At 61.1% G+C, this 17,556-nt stretch carries 13 protein-coding genes; 5 read left to right on the top strand and 8 right to left on the bottom strand.

Annotated features, from left to right (window positions below; translation table 11 throughout):
* Window positions 1-24 precede the first annotated feature (24 nt).
* Window positions 25-2,382, bottom strand: coding sequence for a transglycosylase domain-containing protein (locus GUI70_RS01560; protein ID WP_161880499.1), 2,358 nt, complete (start codon window positions 2,380-2,382; stop codon window positions 25-27).
* Window positions 2,383-2,468: 86 nt separating this feature from the next.
* On the opposite strand from GUI70_RS01560, the gene gcvT reads away from it, so the two are divergent.
* The 5 genes from gcvT to GUI70_RS01535 all read left to right on the top strand — a co-directional run bounded on the left by gcvT (window position 2,469) and on the right by GUI70_RS01535 (window position 9,187).
* On the top strand, window positions 2,469-3,542 hold the full coding sequence (gcvT, locus tag GUI70_RS01555) for a glycine cleavage system aminomethyltransferase GcvT (RefSeq protein WP_161880498.1): 1,074 nt from the start codon (window positions 2,469-2,471) through the stop codon (window positions 3,540-3,542).
* Window positions 3,543-3,628: 86 nt separating this feature from the next.
* On the top strand, window positions 3,629-3,991 hold the full coding sequence (gcvH, locus tag GUI70_RS01550) for a glycine cleavage system protein GcvH (RefSeq protein ID WP_161880497.1): 363 nt from the start codon (window positions 3,629-3,631) through the stop codon (window positions 3,989-3,991).
* Window positions 3,992-4,012: 21 nt separating this feature from the next.
* Window positions 4,013-4,495, top strand: a complete 483-nt coding sequence (locus GUI70_RS01545) for an AAA family ATPase (RefSeq protein ID WP_202630358.1) — start codon at window positions 4,013-4,015, stop codon at window positions 4,493-4,495.
* Between the two features lie 23 nt (window positions 4,496-4,518).
* Window positions 4,519-7,398, top strand: a complete 2,880-nt coding sequence (gene gcvP, locus GUI70_RS01540; RefSeq protein ID WP_161880496.1) for an aminomethyl-transferring glycine dehydrogenase — start codon at window positions 4,519-4,521, stop codon at window positions 7,396-7,398.
* Window positions 7,399-7,999: 601 nt separating this feature from the next.
* Window positions 8,000-9,187 carry a branched-chain amino acid ABC transporter substrate-binding protein gene (locus GUI70_RS01535; protein WP_161880495.1) on the top strand — a complete coding sequence of 396 codons (1,188 nt, stop codon included), beginning with the start codon at window positions 8,000-8,002 and terminating at the stop codon, window positions 9,185-9,187.
* Between the two features lie 313 nt (window positions 9,188-9,500).
* Here the strand turns inward: GUI70_RS01535 and GUI70_RS01530 are convergent, their stop codons facing one another.
* The 7 genes from GUI70_RS01530 to GUI70_RS01500 all read right to left on the bottom strand — a co-directional run bounded on the left by GUI70_RS01530 (window position 9,501) and on the right by GUI70_RS01500 (window position 17,363).
* Window positions 9,501-9,860 (bottom strand): hypothetical protein, encoded by a 360-nt coding sequence (locus tag GUI70_RS01530; protein ID WP_161880494.1) that lies wholly within the window; start codon window positions 9,858-9,860, stop codon window positions 9,501-9,503.
* Window position 9,861: 1 nt separating this feature from the next.
* Window positions 9,862-11,718 (bottom strand): APC family permease, encoded by a 1,857-nt coding sequence (locus GUI70_RS01525; protein ID WP_237724630.1) that lies wholly within the window; start codon window positions 11,716-11,718, stop codon window positions 9,862-9,864.
* A gap of 330 nt (window positions 11,719-12,048) precedes the next feature.
* Window positions 12,049-12,753, bottom strand: a complete 705-nt coding sequence (locus GUI70_RS01520; RefSeq protein WP_161880492.1) for a DUF6766 family protein — start codon at window positions 12,751-12,753, stop codon at window positions 12,049-12,051.
* 485 nt (window positions 12,754-13,238) lie between these two features.
* On the bottom strand, window positions 13,239-14,048 hold the full coding sequence (locus GUI70_RS01515; protein ID WP_237724629.1) for an alpha/beta fold hydrolase: 810 nt from the start codon (window positions 14,046-14,048) through the stop codon (window positions 13,239-13,241).
* Between the two features lie 488 nt (window positions 14,049-14,536).
* Window positions 14,537-15,700, bottom strand: coding sequence for an epoxide hydrolase family protein (locus tag GUI70_RS01510; RefSeq protein WP_161880490.1), 1,164 nt, complete (start codon window positions 15,698-15,700; stop codon window positions 14,537-14,539).
* A gap of 252 nt (window positions 15,701-15,952) precedes the next feature.
* Window positions 15,953-16,615: an NAD(P)H-dependent oxidoreductase gene (locus GUI70_RS01505; RefSeq protein ID WP_161880489.1), complete on the bottom strand. Its 663-nt coding sequence runs from the start codon at window positions 16,613-16,615 to the stop codon at window positions 15,953-15,955.
* A 289-nt stretch (window positions 16,616-16,904) separates the two neighbouring features.
* A complete protein-coding gene (locus GUI70_RS01500; protein ID WP_161880488.1) occupies window positions 16,905-17,363 on the bottom strand; it encodes a hypothetical protein in 459 nt (152 codons plus the stop codon).
* Between the last annotated feature and the right edge of the window lie 193 nt (window positions 17,364-17,556).

Genomic DNA, 17,556 nt, shown 5'->3' with positions numbered 1-17,556 from the left:
TCAGTGAGCGGGTCAGTCGGCACTTCAGTTAAAGGGCGGCGCTTCTGGCGGGGCAGGCTGGTCCTGGCTGGCCGGGCCGTTCTGGGATGGATCGTTTTGGGCTGGGTTACCTTGGCTCTGATCGTCCTGGGTCGGCGCTGTGTCGGGAAAGCTGGGTTCCGGCTGCGGCACGATCTGCACCTCGCCCTGATTGCCCTGAAAATCCACACTGGGATCAGCCGCGCCGTCCGGGGTCGCGGGTACCAGGTCTTCAGGCTGCGGGTAGGTTGGCTGGGTGGCCGGGTCGACCGCAGTGGCGGGGACAGGTGACTGGGTGACGGGGGATGAGATTGTGGGCGGCTGATTCGTAGACGCCTGATCCGCAGAAGGCTGGGGTTCAGACGAGGGAGGTTGCGGCTGGGCGTCCTGCTTGGTGACCGGTTGGATCCGGAAGGCCATGTTGACGCGCCGCACCACCGCGTACTCGATGCCCGGCGGCTCCTTGAATGCCGACGCCGGGGTGCCTTCCAGCGATCCGGCGACGGCCTGCTGCCAGATCGGCGCGGGAATGGTGCCGCTGTAGGCCCAGGCCGGGAGCGAGCCGCTCGCCTGCTTGCCCACCCAGACGGCTCCGGTCAGCGTGGGTGTGGTGCCAACAAACCACAAATCCTTGATGTCGTTGGTGGTGCCGGTCTTACCCGCCACCTGACGGCCCTCGATGCGGGCGTTGTAGCCCAGACCGCCCTGAAAGCGGTCGAGGTCGTCGACCACGCCCCGGATCATGTCGAGGCCCAGCCAGGCGGTCTGGGTGTCCCACACGCGCGTGGGTGTGGGCGCGGGCCGGGTATAGATCACCGCGCCGCGCGCGTCCTCCACCCGGCGTACCAGGCTCGGTGCGAAGTAGTTGCCGCCGTTGGCAAAGGGCGCGTAGGCGGCGGCCATTTGCAGCGGGCTGGACTCCAGCGTGCCGATGCTCAGCGAGAGTCCGGCATCGGCGGGCGGTGTCATGCCCAGTTCACGCAATTTGTCGGCGAATTTGTCCATGCCGACTTCCTGTCCCAGCCGCACGGTGGGCAGGTTCAGCGAGTGGTCGAGGGCGTACCGCAGGGTGACTTGCCGCCCGGTCCAGCGCCCGTCGTAGTTCTGCGGCTGATACTCGCCGGTCAGCGGCGAGTCGAGCACTGTGTCGGACTGCTTCCAGCCCTGCGAGAGCGCCAGCGTGTACAGGAGCGGTTTGATACTGCTGCCCACCTGCCGCCGCGCCTGCACCGCGTTGTTCCAATCCGTTGGGCGGCTGCCGGTCAGCTTCTGGCCCACCAGCGCCCGTACTTCGCCGTTACTCGGGTCGAGGAGGGCAATGCCCAATGTCGCGCCGTCAGGCAGCTGGGCGTTCAAGCTGGCGCGCTCGGCGGCCTGCTGGTCGGTGAGGTCCACGGTGGCGTACACCTTGCCGCCGCCGTAGAGCGCCTTGCGGCCAATCTGTCCGGCCAGAAACTGTTCGAGCGCCTGCATGAAGTGAAAGGCGCGGGGCTGCTGGGCCGCCGGAGTGTTGTCGAAGAGGCTCTGGGGCCGCTCCAGCTTGGCCGAGAGCACCTGGCCGTTCGCGCCCCAACCGACGCGCCAGCCGGAAGGGTAGATCGGTTGCCGCCACGCCGCGTCGGCCTGGGCCTGGGTGGCGCGGCCATCTTGCACCATACGCGCGAGCAGGTCTTTCATCAGCGGGCGGTAGCCCAGAAAATCTTTATAGCGGGTGTTGGGCGCGGGAATCAAGGTCGCTAAGTAAGCGCTCTCGGCCAGGTTGAGCTGCGAAGCACTCTTGCGAAAGTACGCCTGCGCCGCCGCCGAAATGCCGATGATGTCGCTCTTGCCGCCGTCGCCCCAGTAGATGACGTTGAGGTAGGCGTTGAGAATCTGGTCCTTTGTGAACTGGTTTTCGAGCTGGTAGGCCAGCACGGCTTCCTTGAACTTGCGCTCGGCGGTGCGCGCACTTTTGAGGTTACTCAGCAGGGTATTCTTGACCACCTGCTGGGTGATGCTCGAGCCGCCTTCCAGATCGTTCTGGAAGATGCCCTTGAGCAGCCCGCGCCCGATGCCGATGAGGTCCACGCCGCCGTGGTCGTAGAAGCGGCGGTCCTCGCTGGTCACGACAGCCCAGCGTGCCCACGAGCTGATCTGCGCGAGCGGCAGGAGGTCGCGGTTGACGCTCTGGCCGCTGGTGAGCGTGGGGGTCAGGGTGGCGACCAGTTTGTTCTGGCGGTCATAGACGCGGGTGGTGCCGCTGAATTCCAGCACGTCGAGGTCGTCCACGCTGGGCAGGTCGCGCCCCCAGGCGTACCACATCCCGGCTGCCGCCAGCCCGGTCAGCACCAGCAGCAGCAGCAGGATTCTGAAAAAGACGCGCATATGAAAAAGAGCATAGCGCCCGCCCCTGAACGTGGCCTAAGCCGCAGAGGTGATGGGGAGGCGGTGGGCGGCGCTAGCATAGCGTCATGGACAATGCTGATCAGACGCCCCTCAAGCGCACGCCCCTGCACGCCGCCCACCTGAGGGCCGGGGCCAGAATGGTGCCGTTCGGCGGCTGGGACATGCCGGTGCAGTACGCCGGGCTGAGGGCTGAGCATACGGCGGTGCGAGGTGGTGCGGGCATGTTCGACGTGTCGCACATGGGCGAATTCCGGGTGACGGGGCCGGACGCCGAGAAGTTCTTGCAGTTCGTGACAACCAACGACGTGAGCAAACTCAAACCCGGACGCGCTCAGTACAACTGGCTGCCAGGCGAGTCGGGTGGCTTGATCGACGACATCTACATCTACCGGGTGGCCGCCGAGGAGTTTTTGATGGTTGTCAACGCCTCCAACATCCAGAAGGACTGGGCGCACCTGCAAGCCCAACTCGGCCAGCACGATGCCCGGCTCAGCGACGAATCCGAACAGTGGGGATTGATCGCCGTGCAGGGGCCGCTGAGTGAGGAGAAGTTGCAGCCGCACACCGCTGCCGATTTGAGCGCCGCCAAGAAGAACAGTTACTTTGCCGCCCGACTGTTCGGCATGGACGTGTGGCTGGCCCGCACCGGCTACACCGGTGAGGACGGCTTCGAGGTATTCGTGGCGGCGGGCGAGGCCGAGCGGATGTGGGACAAGCTCCTGGGCATCGGCCTGGTCCCGGCGGGCCTGGGCGCACGCGACACCCTGCGGCTGGAAGCGGGCTTTCCGCTCTACGGGCACGAGTTTTCCGACAGCATCCACCCGCTGAGCAGCTCGTATACCTGGGTCGTCAAGGAGAAGACCCACCTGGGCCGGGCGCACATCAGCGCCGCGCCTGAGGTCAGGCTCATCGGGCTGGCGCTCGATAAGGTGCCGGTGCGCGAGGGCTATCCGGTGTTCGCGGGCGGCCAGCTGGTCGGCACGGTGACGAGCGGCAGCAGCAGCCCCACCCTGGGCCACCCGATCGCCATGGCGTTGGTGAACGCCGGGAGCGCCGACGCCGACGAATTCGAGGTGGAGGTGCGCGGCAAGCGTCACCCGGCGCGGCGAATGGGTCTGCCGTTTTACAAGCGGGGTTGAGCGCAGGGGCCAGCCCGAACCAGTCAGCTGCGGACAACTCGCTTTTCCCTACACATCCTCGCCTCAAATCAGGGAGAATAAAGCCCATGAACACTCCAACTGACCTCAAATACGCTGCCAGCCACGAGTGGCTTTCCCCCGACGGCACGGTGGGCATCTCCGACTTCGCGCAGGACCAGCTCGGCGACGTGGTGTACGTGGAATTGCCGGAAGTGGGCCGTGAGGTCAAGGCCGGGGAGACCATCGCGGTGGTGGAGAGCGTCAAGACAGCGTCCGACATCTACGCGCCCGCCAGCGGCACCATCACCGCCGTCAACGACGCGCTGGGCAACGCCCCCGAACTGGTCAACAGCGGCCCCTATGAGGACGGCTGGCTGTTCAAGCTGGACGTGAGTGAGGAAGGCGACGACCTGATGGACGCGGCGGCGTATGAGGCAGCCAACGGTTAAAGCGGGAAGTCGGCGTTGAAGGTGAAGCGCATCCTGATCACGGGCATGTCGGGTACGGGTAAATCCACTGTTGTCGGTCGGTTACAGGCACGCGGATTTGAGGCCGTCGATACCGATGAGGCCCAGTGGTCTGAATTCGCAGCTGCTCCCGGCGACATCGAACCGGGGTGGGTCTGGCGCGAAGAGAGGATGCGCAAATTTCTGGCTGTTCCGCGCTCGCAGTCCGTGTTCGTGAGCGGCTGCGTGTCCAATCAGGGAAAGTTTTACCCGGAATTCGATCATGTGGTGCTCTTCAGCGCACCCACCGAGATCATTCTCAAGCGGCTGGAAAGTCGCACCAACAACGCCTACGGAAAAGTCCCCGCCGAGCGAGAGGAGATTCTGGGCTATCTGGAAACCGTCGAGCCGCTTTTGCGGCGTGGGGCAGATCTAGAAATCAATACTGCCGAGTTCTCTGCTGAACAGATCACCGAAAAGCTGATTGCTCTGACACGTCAGTCCTAACAGTCATTTTGACAAGGAGTTTCATGCGTTCCCCCCAGTTGCGTACCCTCAGTGACCTGCTCCAGACCGACGACTTCGCCCGCCGCCACATCGGCCCCAGCCCCGCCGAGCAAGCCGAGATGCTGCGTGAGCTGGGCGCTGACACTCTGGAAGCGTTCATCGGCTCCGTCGTGCCTGCCGCCATCGTGCGTGAGGACGAGATGCAGGTGGGCGACCCGGTCACCGAGGCGCAGGCGATTGCCGATCTGAAGAAGGTGGCGAGTAAGAACAAGGTGTTCAGGAGTTACATAGGGATGGGCTACAGCGGCACGCACACGCCGCCCGTGGTGCTGCGCAATATTCTGGAGAATCCCGGCTGGTACACCGCCTACACGCCGTATCAGGCCGAGATTTCGCAGGGGCGGCTGGAAATGCTGCTCAACTTTCAGCAGATGGTGATGGACATGACTGGCATGGAGGTCGCCAACGCCAGTCTGCTTGACGAGGCTACCGCCGCCGCCGAAGCCATGACCCTCGCCAAGCGCACGGCCAAGGCCAAAGGCAACGTGTTTTTCGTGGCCGACGACGTGCATCCGCAGACGTTGGACGTGATTCGCACGCGGGCCGAGTACTTTGGGTACGAGGTGGTCGAAGGCGCGGCAAATGCCGAATTGCCGGAGGACACCTTCGCCGCACTGATCCAGACGCCCGGCACCTACGGCGACTTGCACGACCTGACCCCCATTGCCGAGAAGTTGCATGCGTCGCAGGCTGCCCTGATCGTCGCCACCGACCTGTTGGCCTGCGCCCTGGTGACGCCGCCGGGTGAGCAGGGGGCCGACATTGTCATCGGCAACTCGCAGCGCTTCGGCGTACCGATGGGCTTCGGCGGGCCGCACGCGGCATTCTTGGCTTGCCGCAGCAGCTATCAGCGCTCCATGCCGGGACGGGTGATTGGGGTCAGCAAGGACAGCAAGGGCAAGACCGCCCTCAGAATGGCGATGCAGACCCGCGAGCAGCACATCCGGCGCGAGAAGGCCACCAGCAACATCTGCACGGCCCAGGCACTCTTGGCGAACATGGCCGCCGCCTACGCGGTGTGGCACGGGCCGGAAGGCGTGAGGACGATTGCCGAGCGGGTGCATCTGCTGACGGGCATGCTGGCGAAGGCACTGCAAGGTGCGGGATTGAAGCCGAGCGAAACCTTCTTCGACACGCTCAGCTTTGAGGGCGATCAGGCGGCTATTCGGATGCGGGCCGAAGTGAAGGCGATCAACTTCCGGTACAGCGGTGGAAAAGTCGGCGTCAATCTGGATGAAACCGTTACCGTTCAAGACCTGGCGGACATCATCGAAGTCATTACGGGCGAGGCGGCGGATATGGCGGCGCTGGAAGCAGGTGCAACCGAGGGCATCCCCGCCAGCCTGCGGCGTACCTCTGATTTCCTGACGCACCCCACCTTCAGCGCCCATCACAGCGAACATGCCATGCTGCGCTACCTCAAGCTGCTGGAGAACAGGGATTACAGCTTGACGCACGGGATGATTCCGCTGGGCAGCTGCACCATGAAGCTCAACGCCACCACCGAGATGATTCCGGTGACGTGGCCGGAACTGGGGGGCATTCACCCATTCGCACCCACCGATCAGACCGAGGGCTACGCCGAGCTGCTCTCGGAGCTGGAAAGCTGGCTGGCCGACATCACCGGGTACGACGCCGTGAGCCTTCAGCCCAACAGCGGAGCGCAGGGCGAGTACGCGGGCCTGCTGACCATTCGCAAGTACCACCAGAGCCGGGGCGACTCGCACCGCACCATCTGCCTGATTCCTGCCAGCGCCCACGGCACCAATCCGGCGAGCGCGGCCATGATGGGCATGACGGTGGTGGTGGTCATGACCGACGCGGATGGCAACATCGACTTTGCAGATTTGAAGGAAAAGGCCGAGCAGCACAGCGAAAACCTGGGTGCACTGATGATCACCTATCCCAGCACGCACGGGGTATTCGAGGAGAACGTGCGCGAGGTCTGCGAGCTGATTCATCAGCACGGCGGGCAGGTCTACCTCGACGGAGCCAACATGAACGCGCAGGTAGGCCTCACCAGCCCCGGCTTCATCGGCTCGGACGTGAGCCACCTGAATTTGCACAAGACCTTTGCCATTCCGCACGGCGGCGGCGGGCCGGGCATGGGGCCGATTGGGGTGAGGGCACACCTAACGCCGTTTTTGCCGAACCACAGCATTCGCCCCACGTCGGACAGCCACACGGGGGCCGTCAGCGCCGCGCCGTATGGCAGCGCCAGCATTCTGCCGATCTCGTACCTGTACATCCGGTTGCTGGGGGCGGCGGGGCTGAAGCGCTCCAGCGAGGTCGCCATTCTGAACGCCAACTACATTGCCCACAAGCTGCGCGGCGCGTATCCGGTGCTGTATTCAGGCCAGGACCACGACGGCAAGGGCGGGCGGGTGGCGCACGAGTGCATCATCGACATCCGGCCCCTCAAGCAGGCCAGCGGGATTACCGAGGAAGACATTGCCAAGCGGCTGATGGACTACGGTTTTCACGCGCCCACCATGAGTTTTCCGGTGGCGGGAACCCTGATGATTGAACCAACCGAGAGCGAGCCGAAAGCCGAGCTGGACCGCTTCGTGGCTGCCATGCTGGGCATTCGCCGCGAGATTCAGGAAGTAGAAGACGGGTTGATTGCCGCCGAGGAAAGCCCACTAAGGCACGCGCCGCACACGCAGGATGATTTGATTGCTGGCGAGTGGAACCGGGCCTACAGCCGCGAGGTGGCAGCCTTTCCCGCGCCCGCGCAGAAGCACTGGAAATACTGGCCGAGCGTGAACCGCGTGGACAATGTGTACGGGGACAGGAATTTCGTGTGTAGCTGCCCGCCGATGGAGGCGTGGGTCGGGGTCTGATTTGACAGAGTGGAGCAACTTGGACTTTCCCTAGCCCTAGCCTCCGCTTTTGCTTGGTGGTGGGTGGGGGGTGGGGGCGAGAGGCGGTCTTCAGTACGAGGGCTAGTGCATGGTCAAACTTTTCGTGGCTGGTGCGGGCAGCTCTGACTTTCAAATATTCCTCGGTCATCAGCGTGGCGACTGTCTTGGTAACGATCAAAGAAACTAGCTGATTGATAAGATCGCTGTTTTGCGGCTTGAACGTGGCGTTATCCAGAACGCCACGATTCATTCGGCGTCCCTCGAAACCGGGACTCCGTTGATTGCGTAGACGATCTACTGGACGCTTCCTAGCGTAGAGTTGGCCTGAGCTTATGCATATAGTCGTGTGCGTGTCCGCGTTGGTGCGCAGGTTCGAATAGGCGGCGGTCATCAATCAGGCGGCCGGGGCCGTGCCCATCTGGAAATTCTCATGCGAACGGTGCGGTCCTCCCGTAAGTGCCGTGTGACACCTCAGCGCCGACACTACGGCCCAGAGTAGAAAGCGACTTCGTGGCGTCGCCCTGGATGATGCTGCTCCACTGGCCCCGCCCTGCCCGGACTGAGTTCTACGGAGAATCCGATGTCCATACCCCCCGCTGCTTTGCCGCTTGCCCTCCTGACCCTGGGTCTGCTGGGTACCCTCGCCAGCGCCGCGCCGCTCAAAATCGCCTCTGTCAGTCCACTCAGCGGCGGTCTGAGTGGTAGTGGCACCGAACTCAAGCGTGGCGCGGAACTCTCGGTCCAGCGTCACCTTCAGGAATTCAAAGAACTGGGCTACGAACTCAGTCTTGTCTCGTTCGACGACCAGGGATCGCCCATCGCCGCCAAACCGCTGGCCCAGCGTATCGCCAGCGATGCCAGCATCCTCGGTGTGGTCGGCGCGTACAACTCCAGCGTCTCCAATGTTCTGGGCGAGGCTTTCGCGCCCAGCAAACTGGCCATCGTCACCATCAGCACCAACGACAAGCTGACCACCAACAGCTGGCCGAACTTCAACCGGGTGGTGGCTCCCGACGGCGCGCAGAGCGTCGCGGCAGCCAGTGCCCTGATCGAGCGGCAACCGGGGTCTATCTACGTCATCTCCGATAACACCACCTACGGCAACGGCCTGACCAAGAGTCTGGTGCAACGGCTCAATGGCAGCAACGTCAAGGTGGCCTGGTACGGCGGCGTCAGCACCGACAGCGAGATTGCCAGGGTCGTTCAGCGGGTCAAGGGCAGTGGGGTGGGCACCGTCTACTTCGGCGGCACCGACGACGTGGGCGGGCGACTGGTCAACGCCTTCAGCGCGGCCAAGCTCAAGGTCAACCTGATGGGCAGCGACGGCATCGATTCGCCCAACTTCATCCGCCAGGTCTCGGGACGGGCCGCCAACATCTCCTACACCACGGTCTTCGGACCACTTTCACTGTTTTCCAACAGTGGGGATTTCAGCGCCCGCTACCAGGCACGCTACAAGGTGGCGGCCAGCGGCGTGGCCGCCTACGCTTACGACGCTGCCGAGGCGCTGCTGGGCGGACTGAAGGCCGCGGTCATCAGCGCCAAGGGTGTCCCGAGCCGCGTGCAGGTGAGCAGCGCCGTGCGGAACGTCAGCCTCCCGGCCTGCTTCGACATCGACAAAAGCGCCTGCAAGACCATCAGCGGGGCGATCTCGTTTAGCGCCACTGGAGAGCGGCAGAAATCGACGGTGCTGGTGATGAAGTACGACGACATGCTGCAAACGAAAATGACCAAGATTGCTTCGGTAAATGCCAGCGATTTGAAGTAGCTGCGAGTGTTCCTACCGCTGCGGAGCGCTGACGCTGGGCGTCTCTGGTCTGACTTATCGCCCTAACCCGGATCTGCGGATCAGGCGGTAGGGTACAGCTATATCGATGGGGCAAAAGGGCCGGTGCCAAGTGGCGCAGAAACGTTACCGACTGAAATGCGAAAATCCGCACTGTGCGGGTCTTTTTTGGTGGGCGGTATAGGACTTGAACCTACGACCTCTCGCGTGTGAAGCGGGCCAACAAGCCCAACCCACCGCCTACTTCCAGCCAGACCTATTTCGTTTTGTCTACTCTAAAGCGGTGTTTTGGGAATCATAGGACTTCGCGACTCTCAGCGATAAATCGCTTTGTCCTTGTTATGTACGTGAATCTCACGATCGCCCAGCCTGGTGTAATTAATTCATTTACATAAATCAAATGGCTCTTTTCGTTATTTACGAAGCAACCAAGACCAAGACCGGTAAGGCCGCCACCCACGTCCGCGAGTGGGATGCCGAGAAGATAGCCGCGTTCCTGCAGGAAGGTTTGGAGGTCTGGGCAGCGGATAAGTACCCGGACTTCGAGATGCGCAGGGCCGTCTCGTGCCAGGGGGAGATCCGCTTCGAGAACCGGAAGCCGGAGAAGAAGCATGCCGAGGAGCTGCGCGCTGAGATCGGTGAGGAGATCGGCCAAATCATGGAAGGCACCGAGCCAGAAGACTATCTGAGCGAATCAGCGGTCCACCACCCACATGGACAACAGGACGGCGCTTGGCATCTGGCTCTGCCTGGCGAAGAATTTCATGGGTGAGCGGTAGGATGTCACCCTCCCCGGCAATCAGAAAGCGTAGGGCATTTCGCACCGGTGGGTCCTGGTCCCACTCGAAGTAAACGTGTGGCGGTATGCCAACCAGGTCACAGACATGAAGTAAAAAGGCTGCCAGAGCATTTGGGACGCTGGCCCCACGCGCCCGTAAAATCTGGTGACTCCCGACCTGAACACCTTTGACCTCGACCACATCGCTGAACTCGCTGGCGTCATCAACCTGAACTTCGAGAAATAGCAGCCGATCACCGCTGGGCAGATGGGTAGCGTAGGCGACATCGAGCTCTTTGAGCTGGTACTCACTTATGTCGCCCGCATCCAGACGGTTGGCGATGAAGCGCAGTGGTTGCCCACCGTATTGGGTCAACATCATTCTGGCCGGTTCATCAAGGTCGATCCGTTCCGTGCGCAACTCGGTAGAACGCGAAATACGTGATGTGATACTGACCACCAAGACAGCCAGAATGAACAGCAGCGCGATATAGAGGCCCTCAGGCTGGCTGAGAACAGTCACAATACTGGTATAGATAAAAATGAGGCTGATCAAGCTGAACATCAATCCCAGAGCGCGTTCCCGCTGCCGAAAAGCTAAGAGGGTGACGGCCACCGCCTCTGAAGTCATCAGGGCCAGCACACCGGTGGCATATGCTCCAGCTTGAGCGTCCACATTGGCTTTGAAGGCCAGAGTCACCAGAAACGCAATACTGATGAACACCAGCACCAGTGGCCGGTTGGCGCTAGTCCAGTCGGGGACCATACCGTAGCGGGGCAGGGAGCGCGGCACGATATTCAGCAGCCCAGCCGTCGCCGAGGCACCTGCGAACCACAGAATCAAAATGGTGCTCACGTCGTAAACCGTGCCGAATGTTTCGCCGAATTGGGTGTGGGCCAAGAAGAAGAAGGCCGGAGCACGGCCACTCGCCTCGCCAGCCAGTTGAAAAGCTTTCGCGGGAATTAACAGGGTGGTGACCGAGCTGCTGAGCAAAAAGACAATCATGATCAGCGCGGCGCTGGTCAGCAGCTTCCTGGCATTCCGAATACGGCCGGTCGGCTGCGCCTCAGTGTCACTCGCTTCACCTTGCACCAGCGGCATGACTACCACCCCGGTCTCGAACCCCGACAGCCCCAGCGCCAATCTTGGGAAGACCAGCAGCGCTGCGCCGATCAGGGTCAGGGGATTAGCGTAGGTGTTTCCCAACGCAGCCCACCAATCGGTGAGGACATGCGGCTGGGCAAAGACGAGTTGCACGCCTTTACCCACGACGATCAAGGTCAATCCCAAATAGATCGTGACCAGAACCACCGCAATGCCGATCGCTTCTTTAAAGCCTTTCAGAAACACTGCGCCCAGCAAAGCGATCAGCGCCAGTGCCACCAAGACTTCCCTACCAGCAAACCAGGTTTTGAGCAGCGGGTTCTCGGTGAGGTGAGCAGCGGCGGCGGCTGAGAGAGTGATGGTAATAACAAAGCCGGTGGCTACAAAACCGATGAGGGCCAGCACAAGGAGCTTACTGGACCAGAAACTCAAGAGACGTTCGAGCATGCTGATCGAGCCGTCACCGTGGGGGCTCTCGCCTGCTACCCGGCGGTACATCGGCAGCGCGCCAAAGAGCGTCACCAGCACCAGTACCAGGGTGGCGAATGGCGATAAAGCGCCCGCCGCGAGAGCAGCAATGCCTGGCTGATAGCCGAGGGTTGAGAGGTAGTCAACCCCGGTCAGATACATCACTTTCCACCAGGGGTGGGTGTGGTGCCGCGCCTGCACTCCCTGCTCACGTTCATAGAAGCCCTCAGGCTCAGGTGTGCGTTGACTATCCTGGAGGAGCCAACGTCTCAAGGTTGAGGATTTCGGCTGAGGATTTGGAGTCAAGGTCATCGTTTTCCATTACGGGGTGGATGTCATGGAAGACACCGAAGCCTGAATTCACAACAAAAAGCTCCTGCTCCTGCTACTTGGCCGGGGCGGGCATTTCTTGAGCGACATCAAACCAAGATTGACAGGGCCTCAGGCAAGGCCGTACTCAGCTCAGCGTCCCGTGAAGTTCTCAAAGAACTGCTAATCCCCAGTCTGACGATGTGGCGCTTCCACCGCCTTGGACTGCGACGACCCGATTTGACGCAGGAATATAGTCAGGACCACCAGCGTCCCGATGGCCAGAAATTCGCTTTGCCAGTTCTGGAAGGATTGAAACCAGAAGTCCGGTTTCCCAAGAAAGGTGAGAAAGCTCACAGGGTGTTCGCCGTGCAGCTGCTGTTCATGGTTGAAGACATGGTGGCTGGCCACAGCATGGAGAAGCATCGCCCCCCCGAACAACGTGAGCAATGTCAGACTCAAAGAGTTGCGGTACAGGGCCAGAATCCAGCCACGACGCTTCACCGGTCCAGGAGCCTGAGCCGGATCAAGGGGTTTTTCGTCCGTATCTTCGTCAGGGTAGGGGTTGGAATCGGCTGAGCCACGCTGTTTGAGGTAAATGGTGAGGATGACATAGACCCCCATCTGAAGGAACTCGCTTTCCCAGTTTTCAGCCGTTGCTGACCAGAATTCGCTGCTCTTCAAGTACTGCAGGAAAGGAACGGCAGTTTGATGGTGCGGCAGTTGGTCTTCGTTGAAGTTTGCCCAACCTGTCAGTGCCTGAGCGAGCCAGAACAGCAGGAAGCAACTGAACACGACGATTGAGAGGGCATTCTCGGCCCAGAAGCGTCGGAGACCCTGTGGAGGCTTTCGTTCGTCTAAAGCCCCAGAAGATGGATTGGTGGACATGTTGAGAAGAGTGTAACTGGGTGGCGTGGCACTCACATCAGCGCGCCCCTGAAAAGGGCCTTGTCTCCTGTGCCGCTGTTATAGCAAGCGCCAGGATGTCTTTTACAGACTCGTCACCTTCTCCTTCGGCCAGATCTGCTCATCGTTGACCGATCTGATCGGTAATAGCTCACGGTCGACTCGGACTGAAGGTGGCAGGGTGGATGACGTGAGTGACGCCGACGAGCTGTAAGTCCGCTGGGCCGCTGCTCTCTTTGCGGAACTGGCGGCCGAGATGTTTACCCCTGAGCAGCATCGGCTGGCCCTCAGGACGCAATGGCTGATGTCGCTCCTGCGGGCGGTCCAACGCAGGGAGGGTCAACCTGATCTGGAAGCCGAGGAGGCTTCTAAATCGGCTGTGGCTGAGCTGACACCCATGAAAAAACGCTCCCTACACGACCGCCGAGGCGAGTGCAAGGAGCGCGCAACTTGAATAATCGTTCTGTTTAGTGAATCCCGCTGAGCCAGTTCACCATGGCGGCATTCACTTCGGCAGCCTTCTCGTAAGTCAGGGCATGGGCCGCACCGGGAATGATCACCAGGGTGGAGTTGGCGATGTTCTGCTGCATCTTTTCCGAGAACTCCGGCGGGTAGACCGTGTCCTCGCGGCCTTCCAGAATCAGGGTCGGCACCGTGATGGTTTTCAGGGTCGGCACCGAGTCGGGCCGGGTCGACAGCACGTTCGCGCCTGCCACGTCGCCCGCCACCGAAGCCTCCTTGACCAGGCCGCCGAGGAATAAGGCCTGGTCCGGCATCTTCTGGCGTGTTTCGCCGGTCAGCATGTCCTTGAGCAGTTCGCCCACCAGCGACTGCGGTCCGTAGGTGACGGCTTTCTGGGCCATGCCCTTCCAGATGTGCTGCTCGACGATGCCCGCTGGATTGGCGATGGTGTCGATCAGGATCATGCCACTGAAACGCTCCGGGGCCGTGCGGTACATCTCGAAAACGATCGGGCCGCCCATGCTCATTCCGCCGATGACGGCTTTAGGGACGTTCAAGGTATCAAGTACCGCCAGAGCGTCTTTGGCGTAGGTTTGGAGCGAGCCTGGATCTTCGGTGGGTGCTGTGCTTTTCCCAAAGCCGCGCAGATCGATGGTAATGACCTTGTGGCTTTGACTCAGGGCGTCACGATTCTTGGAGAACAATTCGCCACTGAGGGGATAGCCGTGGATCAAAAGAACCGGCGACCCCTGGCCCTGAACGACGTAGTGGATGCGGGCACCGTTGACGTCAGCGTAGCCATCCTGCATCGGCATTGAACCGGCACCACCTGCGAATGCTACCGAGATGGTCAGTAGAGTGGTGAGGATTGCAAGAGAGAATTTTGGTTGCATGCTGATCACTTTGGCTGGAGCGGCTGGGGAAAGCTATTGATGCAACGCCAACCGTATGTTGCTCGAACCTTAAGGAGCTGACGGGGGTGAAGGGCTACACCTTCAACCGGCATGACCTGCCTCCAGCATCGGCCAAGGCGGGGCTTGGACTTGCGGACTTGTGGCCTCACCTGAGTTCGCCTGTAACATTCGGTGGGGTTGCAGCCTCCGAAACCAACGAACATGGAGTGCCAATTATTGGCGCGCCGCCTAAGTCAGTGCGGTACGCACGACAGTCCGTTCAGAAAGCTGGGCCAAGGAGGAACAGTGTGCTGAGCCGACTAGGATCGCAGCGTTGGCAGTTGGAAGAGGAAAAGGCTTGCTGACGCGACCTTTCCTGTATTTGAACCCCATCGTCCGAAAACGCTGTTTCAGCGTGGCTCCCGCAAGGGCCGGAAGGCCGCACGAATGTCTGCGGCGAGCAGCTCTGGTTCTTCCATCGCCGCAAAATGTCCGCCCCGAGGCATGAGCGTCCAGCGGCGAACGTCATAGACGCGCTCAACCCAGCTTCTGGGCGGCATCGGCAACTCGCGCGGAAACACGGCGACACTCAGCGGTGGCCGTACACGCTGGCCGGGGGCAAAATGCACGGGCTGCCGCTGATTCTCGCGGTAAAGACGAACCGACGAGCCGATGGTATTGGTAAACCAGTACAGCGCGATGTTGGTCAGAAGTGCGTCCGGAGACACCCCCTGGCCGCCCAGGTCTGTCCAGGCACGGAATTTCTCAGCGATCCATGCGGCCAAGCCTACAGGTGAATCACTCAGGCCGTAAGCAAGCGTCTGTGGCCGGGTGCCCTGAAGATGTCCGTAGCCACCCTCCTCTTCAGTCCAGGCTGCAGCTCGCTTCAGAAAATCGGCTTCCTCGACCGTCTGGAGCGGCTCACCCTCGCCCAGCGGTGGTCGGTACGATCCGGGAATGTAATTCAGGTGCAGGCCGAGAACCTGCTCTGGATAATCAAACCCGAGCCAAGTCGAGACGCCCGCTCCAATGTCGCCCCCTTGTGCCCCGAAGCGGGCGTATCCAAGACCATCCATCAATTCGGCCCAGAGCGCCGCGATCTGCCGACTGCCCATGCCGGGTGCCTGGGGAGCGTCGGAAAAGCCGTATCCGGGCAAAGAGGGCGCGACCACATGAAAGGCGTCGTCCGGGTTGCCCCCCAAGCGCCCTGGGTCAGCGAGCAGTGGCACGAGGCGTTCCATCTCGGCGAATGAGCCGGGCCAGCCGTGGGTGAGTACCAGCGGCAGCGGTGCAGGGCCCGTTCCGGGCTGGTGGATGAAGTGAATATTCAGCCCGTTAATCAGGGCGTGGTACTGGGGCAGGAGGTTGAGCTGCGCCTCTCGCGCCCGCCAGTCGAACGTTTCCTGCCAGACCTGACTCAGATTCCGAACGAAGTCGATGTCGGCCCCGTAGTCCCAGCCCCCGTTGTCCTGATCACCAGCAAACGCTGCGGGCCAGCGTGTCGCCTGAAGGCGAGTCTTCAGCTCCGCGAGTTGCTGATCTGGAACGGCAATCACGAACGGGCGGATATCCATCGGTCATTCAATGTAACACTCGGATGGACGTGAAGCGGGGGCATGGTAGCCGTCTCAGTCGCTTCTCTTCAAGTGTCTTGAGCGCCTTCAGGTGTAGAAGTCCGCTGAACCTGTCACCTCTCGGAAGGCGAAAGTCAGCGGTGCAGTCACGTCCATAAGGAGAGAAGACTCCAATTTTCCTGGGAAGCGCCGAACCTCCTGTGAGGCATTGGTCAACACCGTGAAAAGCGTCCTTCTAACAGGTCACCCGTGTTATCCAAAAATGATCGGGCGTGTGTCCAGAGTACTCAACGCCAGGCGCACTTGACCGAGTTGCTGTTGCCGAGCTTCTGGCGTGCCGCGCACCGGAGCAAAACTGATCACCGGGGCGAGCACCTGAAAGCCGCAGAACCACAACATGCCGTGCTGAATATGAAACAGCAGCACGTCCAGCTCGCCGTCCCTTGCCCCCGGCCCAAAATGTTCTTCCAGGCTTCCAGTGGTGAATAGGAGCAAGGCACGTTTGCCCCGGAAGCCGCCCTCGGCGAACGTCCCTATGCGTCCGCCATACGCGGTACCACGCACGAAGACTCGGTCTACCCAGCCCTTGAGTAGGGCTGGCAGTGAGAACCACCACAGAGGAAAGGAAAACACCAGCAGATCGGCCCGCCTGAGCTTTTCAAGCTCGGCAGCAATGTCCGGCGCGAAGGTATTCGACTTTGATGCCTGCTCCTGCGCCAGGGGCGGTTTGAAGGGACCTTCAACGTCATGAGTAAAATCGTGACGATTCAGCTCTGCGTCCCAGTTCATGGCGTAGAGGTCGCTGACTTCCACGGTATAGCTTTGGGCTTGTAGCGCCCTTACGGCTTCGCTCATCTGAGCGTTGCAAAACGATTTTGCTTCTGGGTGGGCATGGACGATCAGGGCATGAGGCATACGAGCCAGATTGACACGGAAGGTTGAACGAAAAACGTCCCCACTCTCGGCGTTCGGCCACAGTGGGGGCGTTCATTGGTGGACGTATGAGGTCTCCGCTGGACGCCCGTGTCCTTCGAAATCAGCGAATACGAAGCCCCGTCAGGCCGCTGATCCCTCGCCTGGGCGACCAGTATCCCGCGACTCGGCAGGACGGACATCCGGCCAGCCAGCCTCCCCGACCCACCCCCTGCGGGAAAGCAGCAGAAAGTCCCCACATTGAGCAGGGACTGTGGGGAACAGCAGGCGTTTACTTGGCTTTACGCACAGCCTTTGCTGCCGCTTTCGGTGCAGCCTTGCGCCCAGCGCGGCTACTGCCCAGTTGCTGGCCCTTGTCATAGCTGGCCTGCATTTTCTGCCGGGTCTCGGCAGCCAGCGCCTTGAAGTCCACCAGGCCAGAGCTGATGTTTTCCACACTGGTCTTGATCTTGCCACCGGTACGGTTCGCGGCCAGACCACGGTTCACCTCTTCAAACCAGGTGTCGAACTCCGGGCTGGCCTCGAAAATCATTTCACGCACACTACGGCTGTACGTTTCATCGCTGTTGCGTCGGCTGAACGCTTTAGGCAGCTCGAAGCGTTCAGTATTCAGGTAGGCTGCTTCGAACTGTCCCTCGCGCACCGACTCCTTGAAGGCTTTGACAAAGCTGTCACTGCGCTGGGGATTGGCGAGTTTGGCGACCTGCTCACTGAGTTTCAAATAAGGCATGGCTTGGAGTGTAGCAGAGTCCATTCTGCTTATGGGTGAAGATATTTTGTGTTCGGGAGCACTGAGTCATTCATACTCTTTGCCTTTGGAGATACCTTGTTGCTGGAGAGGTTGCCTACCCTCATAGATAGCTGTCTCTGAGTGCTTGAAGTGTGGCAGTTTTCAAAAGTGTTCAAGCCACGTGACACAACAA

Origin of the sequence: Deinococcus alpinitundrae (assembly GCF_009982895.1) — a bacterium.
Classification (GTDB): domain Bacteria; phylum Deinococcota; class Deinococci; order Deinococcales; family Deinococcaceae; genus Deinococcus; species Deinococcus alpinitundrae.
Note: the sequence above shows the minus strand (reverse complement) of the source record. Positions and strands in the feature narration are given on the sequence as shown.

Excerpts from the sequence above, each read along its gene's own strand:
- gcvT (WP_161880498.1), top strand. The coding sequence starts at position 2,469 with ATGGACAATGCTGATCAGACGCCCCTCAAGCGCACGCCCCTGCACGCC.
- GUI70_RS01525 (WP_237724630.1), bottom strand. The coding sequence starts at position 11,718 with ATGTATCTGACCGGGGTTGACTACCTCTCAACCCTCGGCTATCAGCCA.
- GUI70_RS01500 (WP_161880488.1), bottom strand. The coding sequence starts at position 17,363 with ATGCCTTATTTGAAACTCAGTGAGCAGGTCGCCAAACTCGCCAATCCC.
- GUI70_RS01535 (WP_161880495.1), top strand. The coding sequence starts at position 8,000 with ATGTCCATACCCCCCGCTGCTTTGCCGCTTGCCCTCCTGACCCTGGGT.
- GUI70_RS01520 (WP_161880492.1), bottom strand. The coding sequence starts at position 12,753 with ATGTCCACCAATCCATCTTCTGGGGCTTTAGACGAACGAAAGCCTCCA.
- GUI70_RS01560 (WP_161880499.1), bottom strand. The coding sequence starts at position 2,382 with ATGCGCGTCTTTTTCAGAATCCTGCTGCTGCTGCTGGTGCTGACCGGG.
- gcvH (WP_161880497.1), top strand. The coding sequence starts at position 3,629 with ATGAACACTCCAACTGACCTCAAATACGCTGCCAGCCACGAGTGGCTT.
- gcvP (WP_161880496.1), top strand. The coding sequence starts at position 4,519 with ATGCGTTCCCCCCAGTTGCGTACCCTCAGTGACCTGCTCCAGACCGAC.
- GUI70_RS01515 (WP_237724629.1), bottom strand. The coding sequence starts at position 14,048 with ATGCCGATGCAGGATGGCTACGCTGACGTCAACGGTGCCCGCATCCAC.
- GUI70_RS01505 (WP_161880489.1), bottom strand. The coding sequence starts at position 16,615 with ATGCCTCATGCCCTGATCGTCCATGCCCACCCAGAAGCAAAATCGTTT.
- GUI70_RS01510 (WP_161880490.1), bottom strand. The coding sequence starts at position 15,700 with ATGGATATCCGCCCGTTCGTGATTGCCGTTCCAGATCAGCAACTCGCG.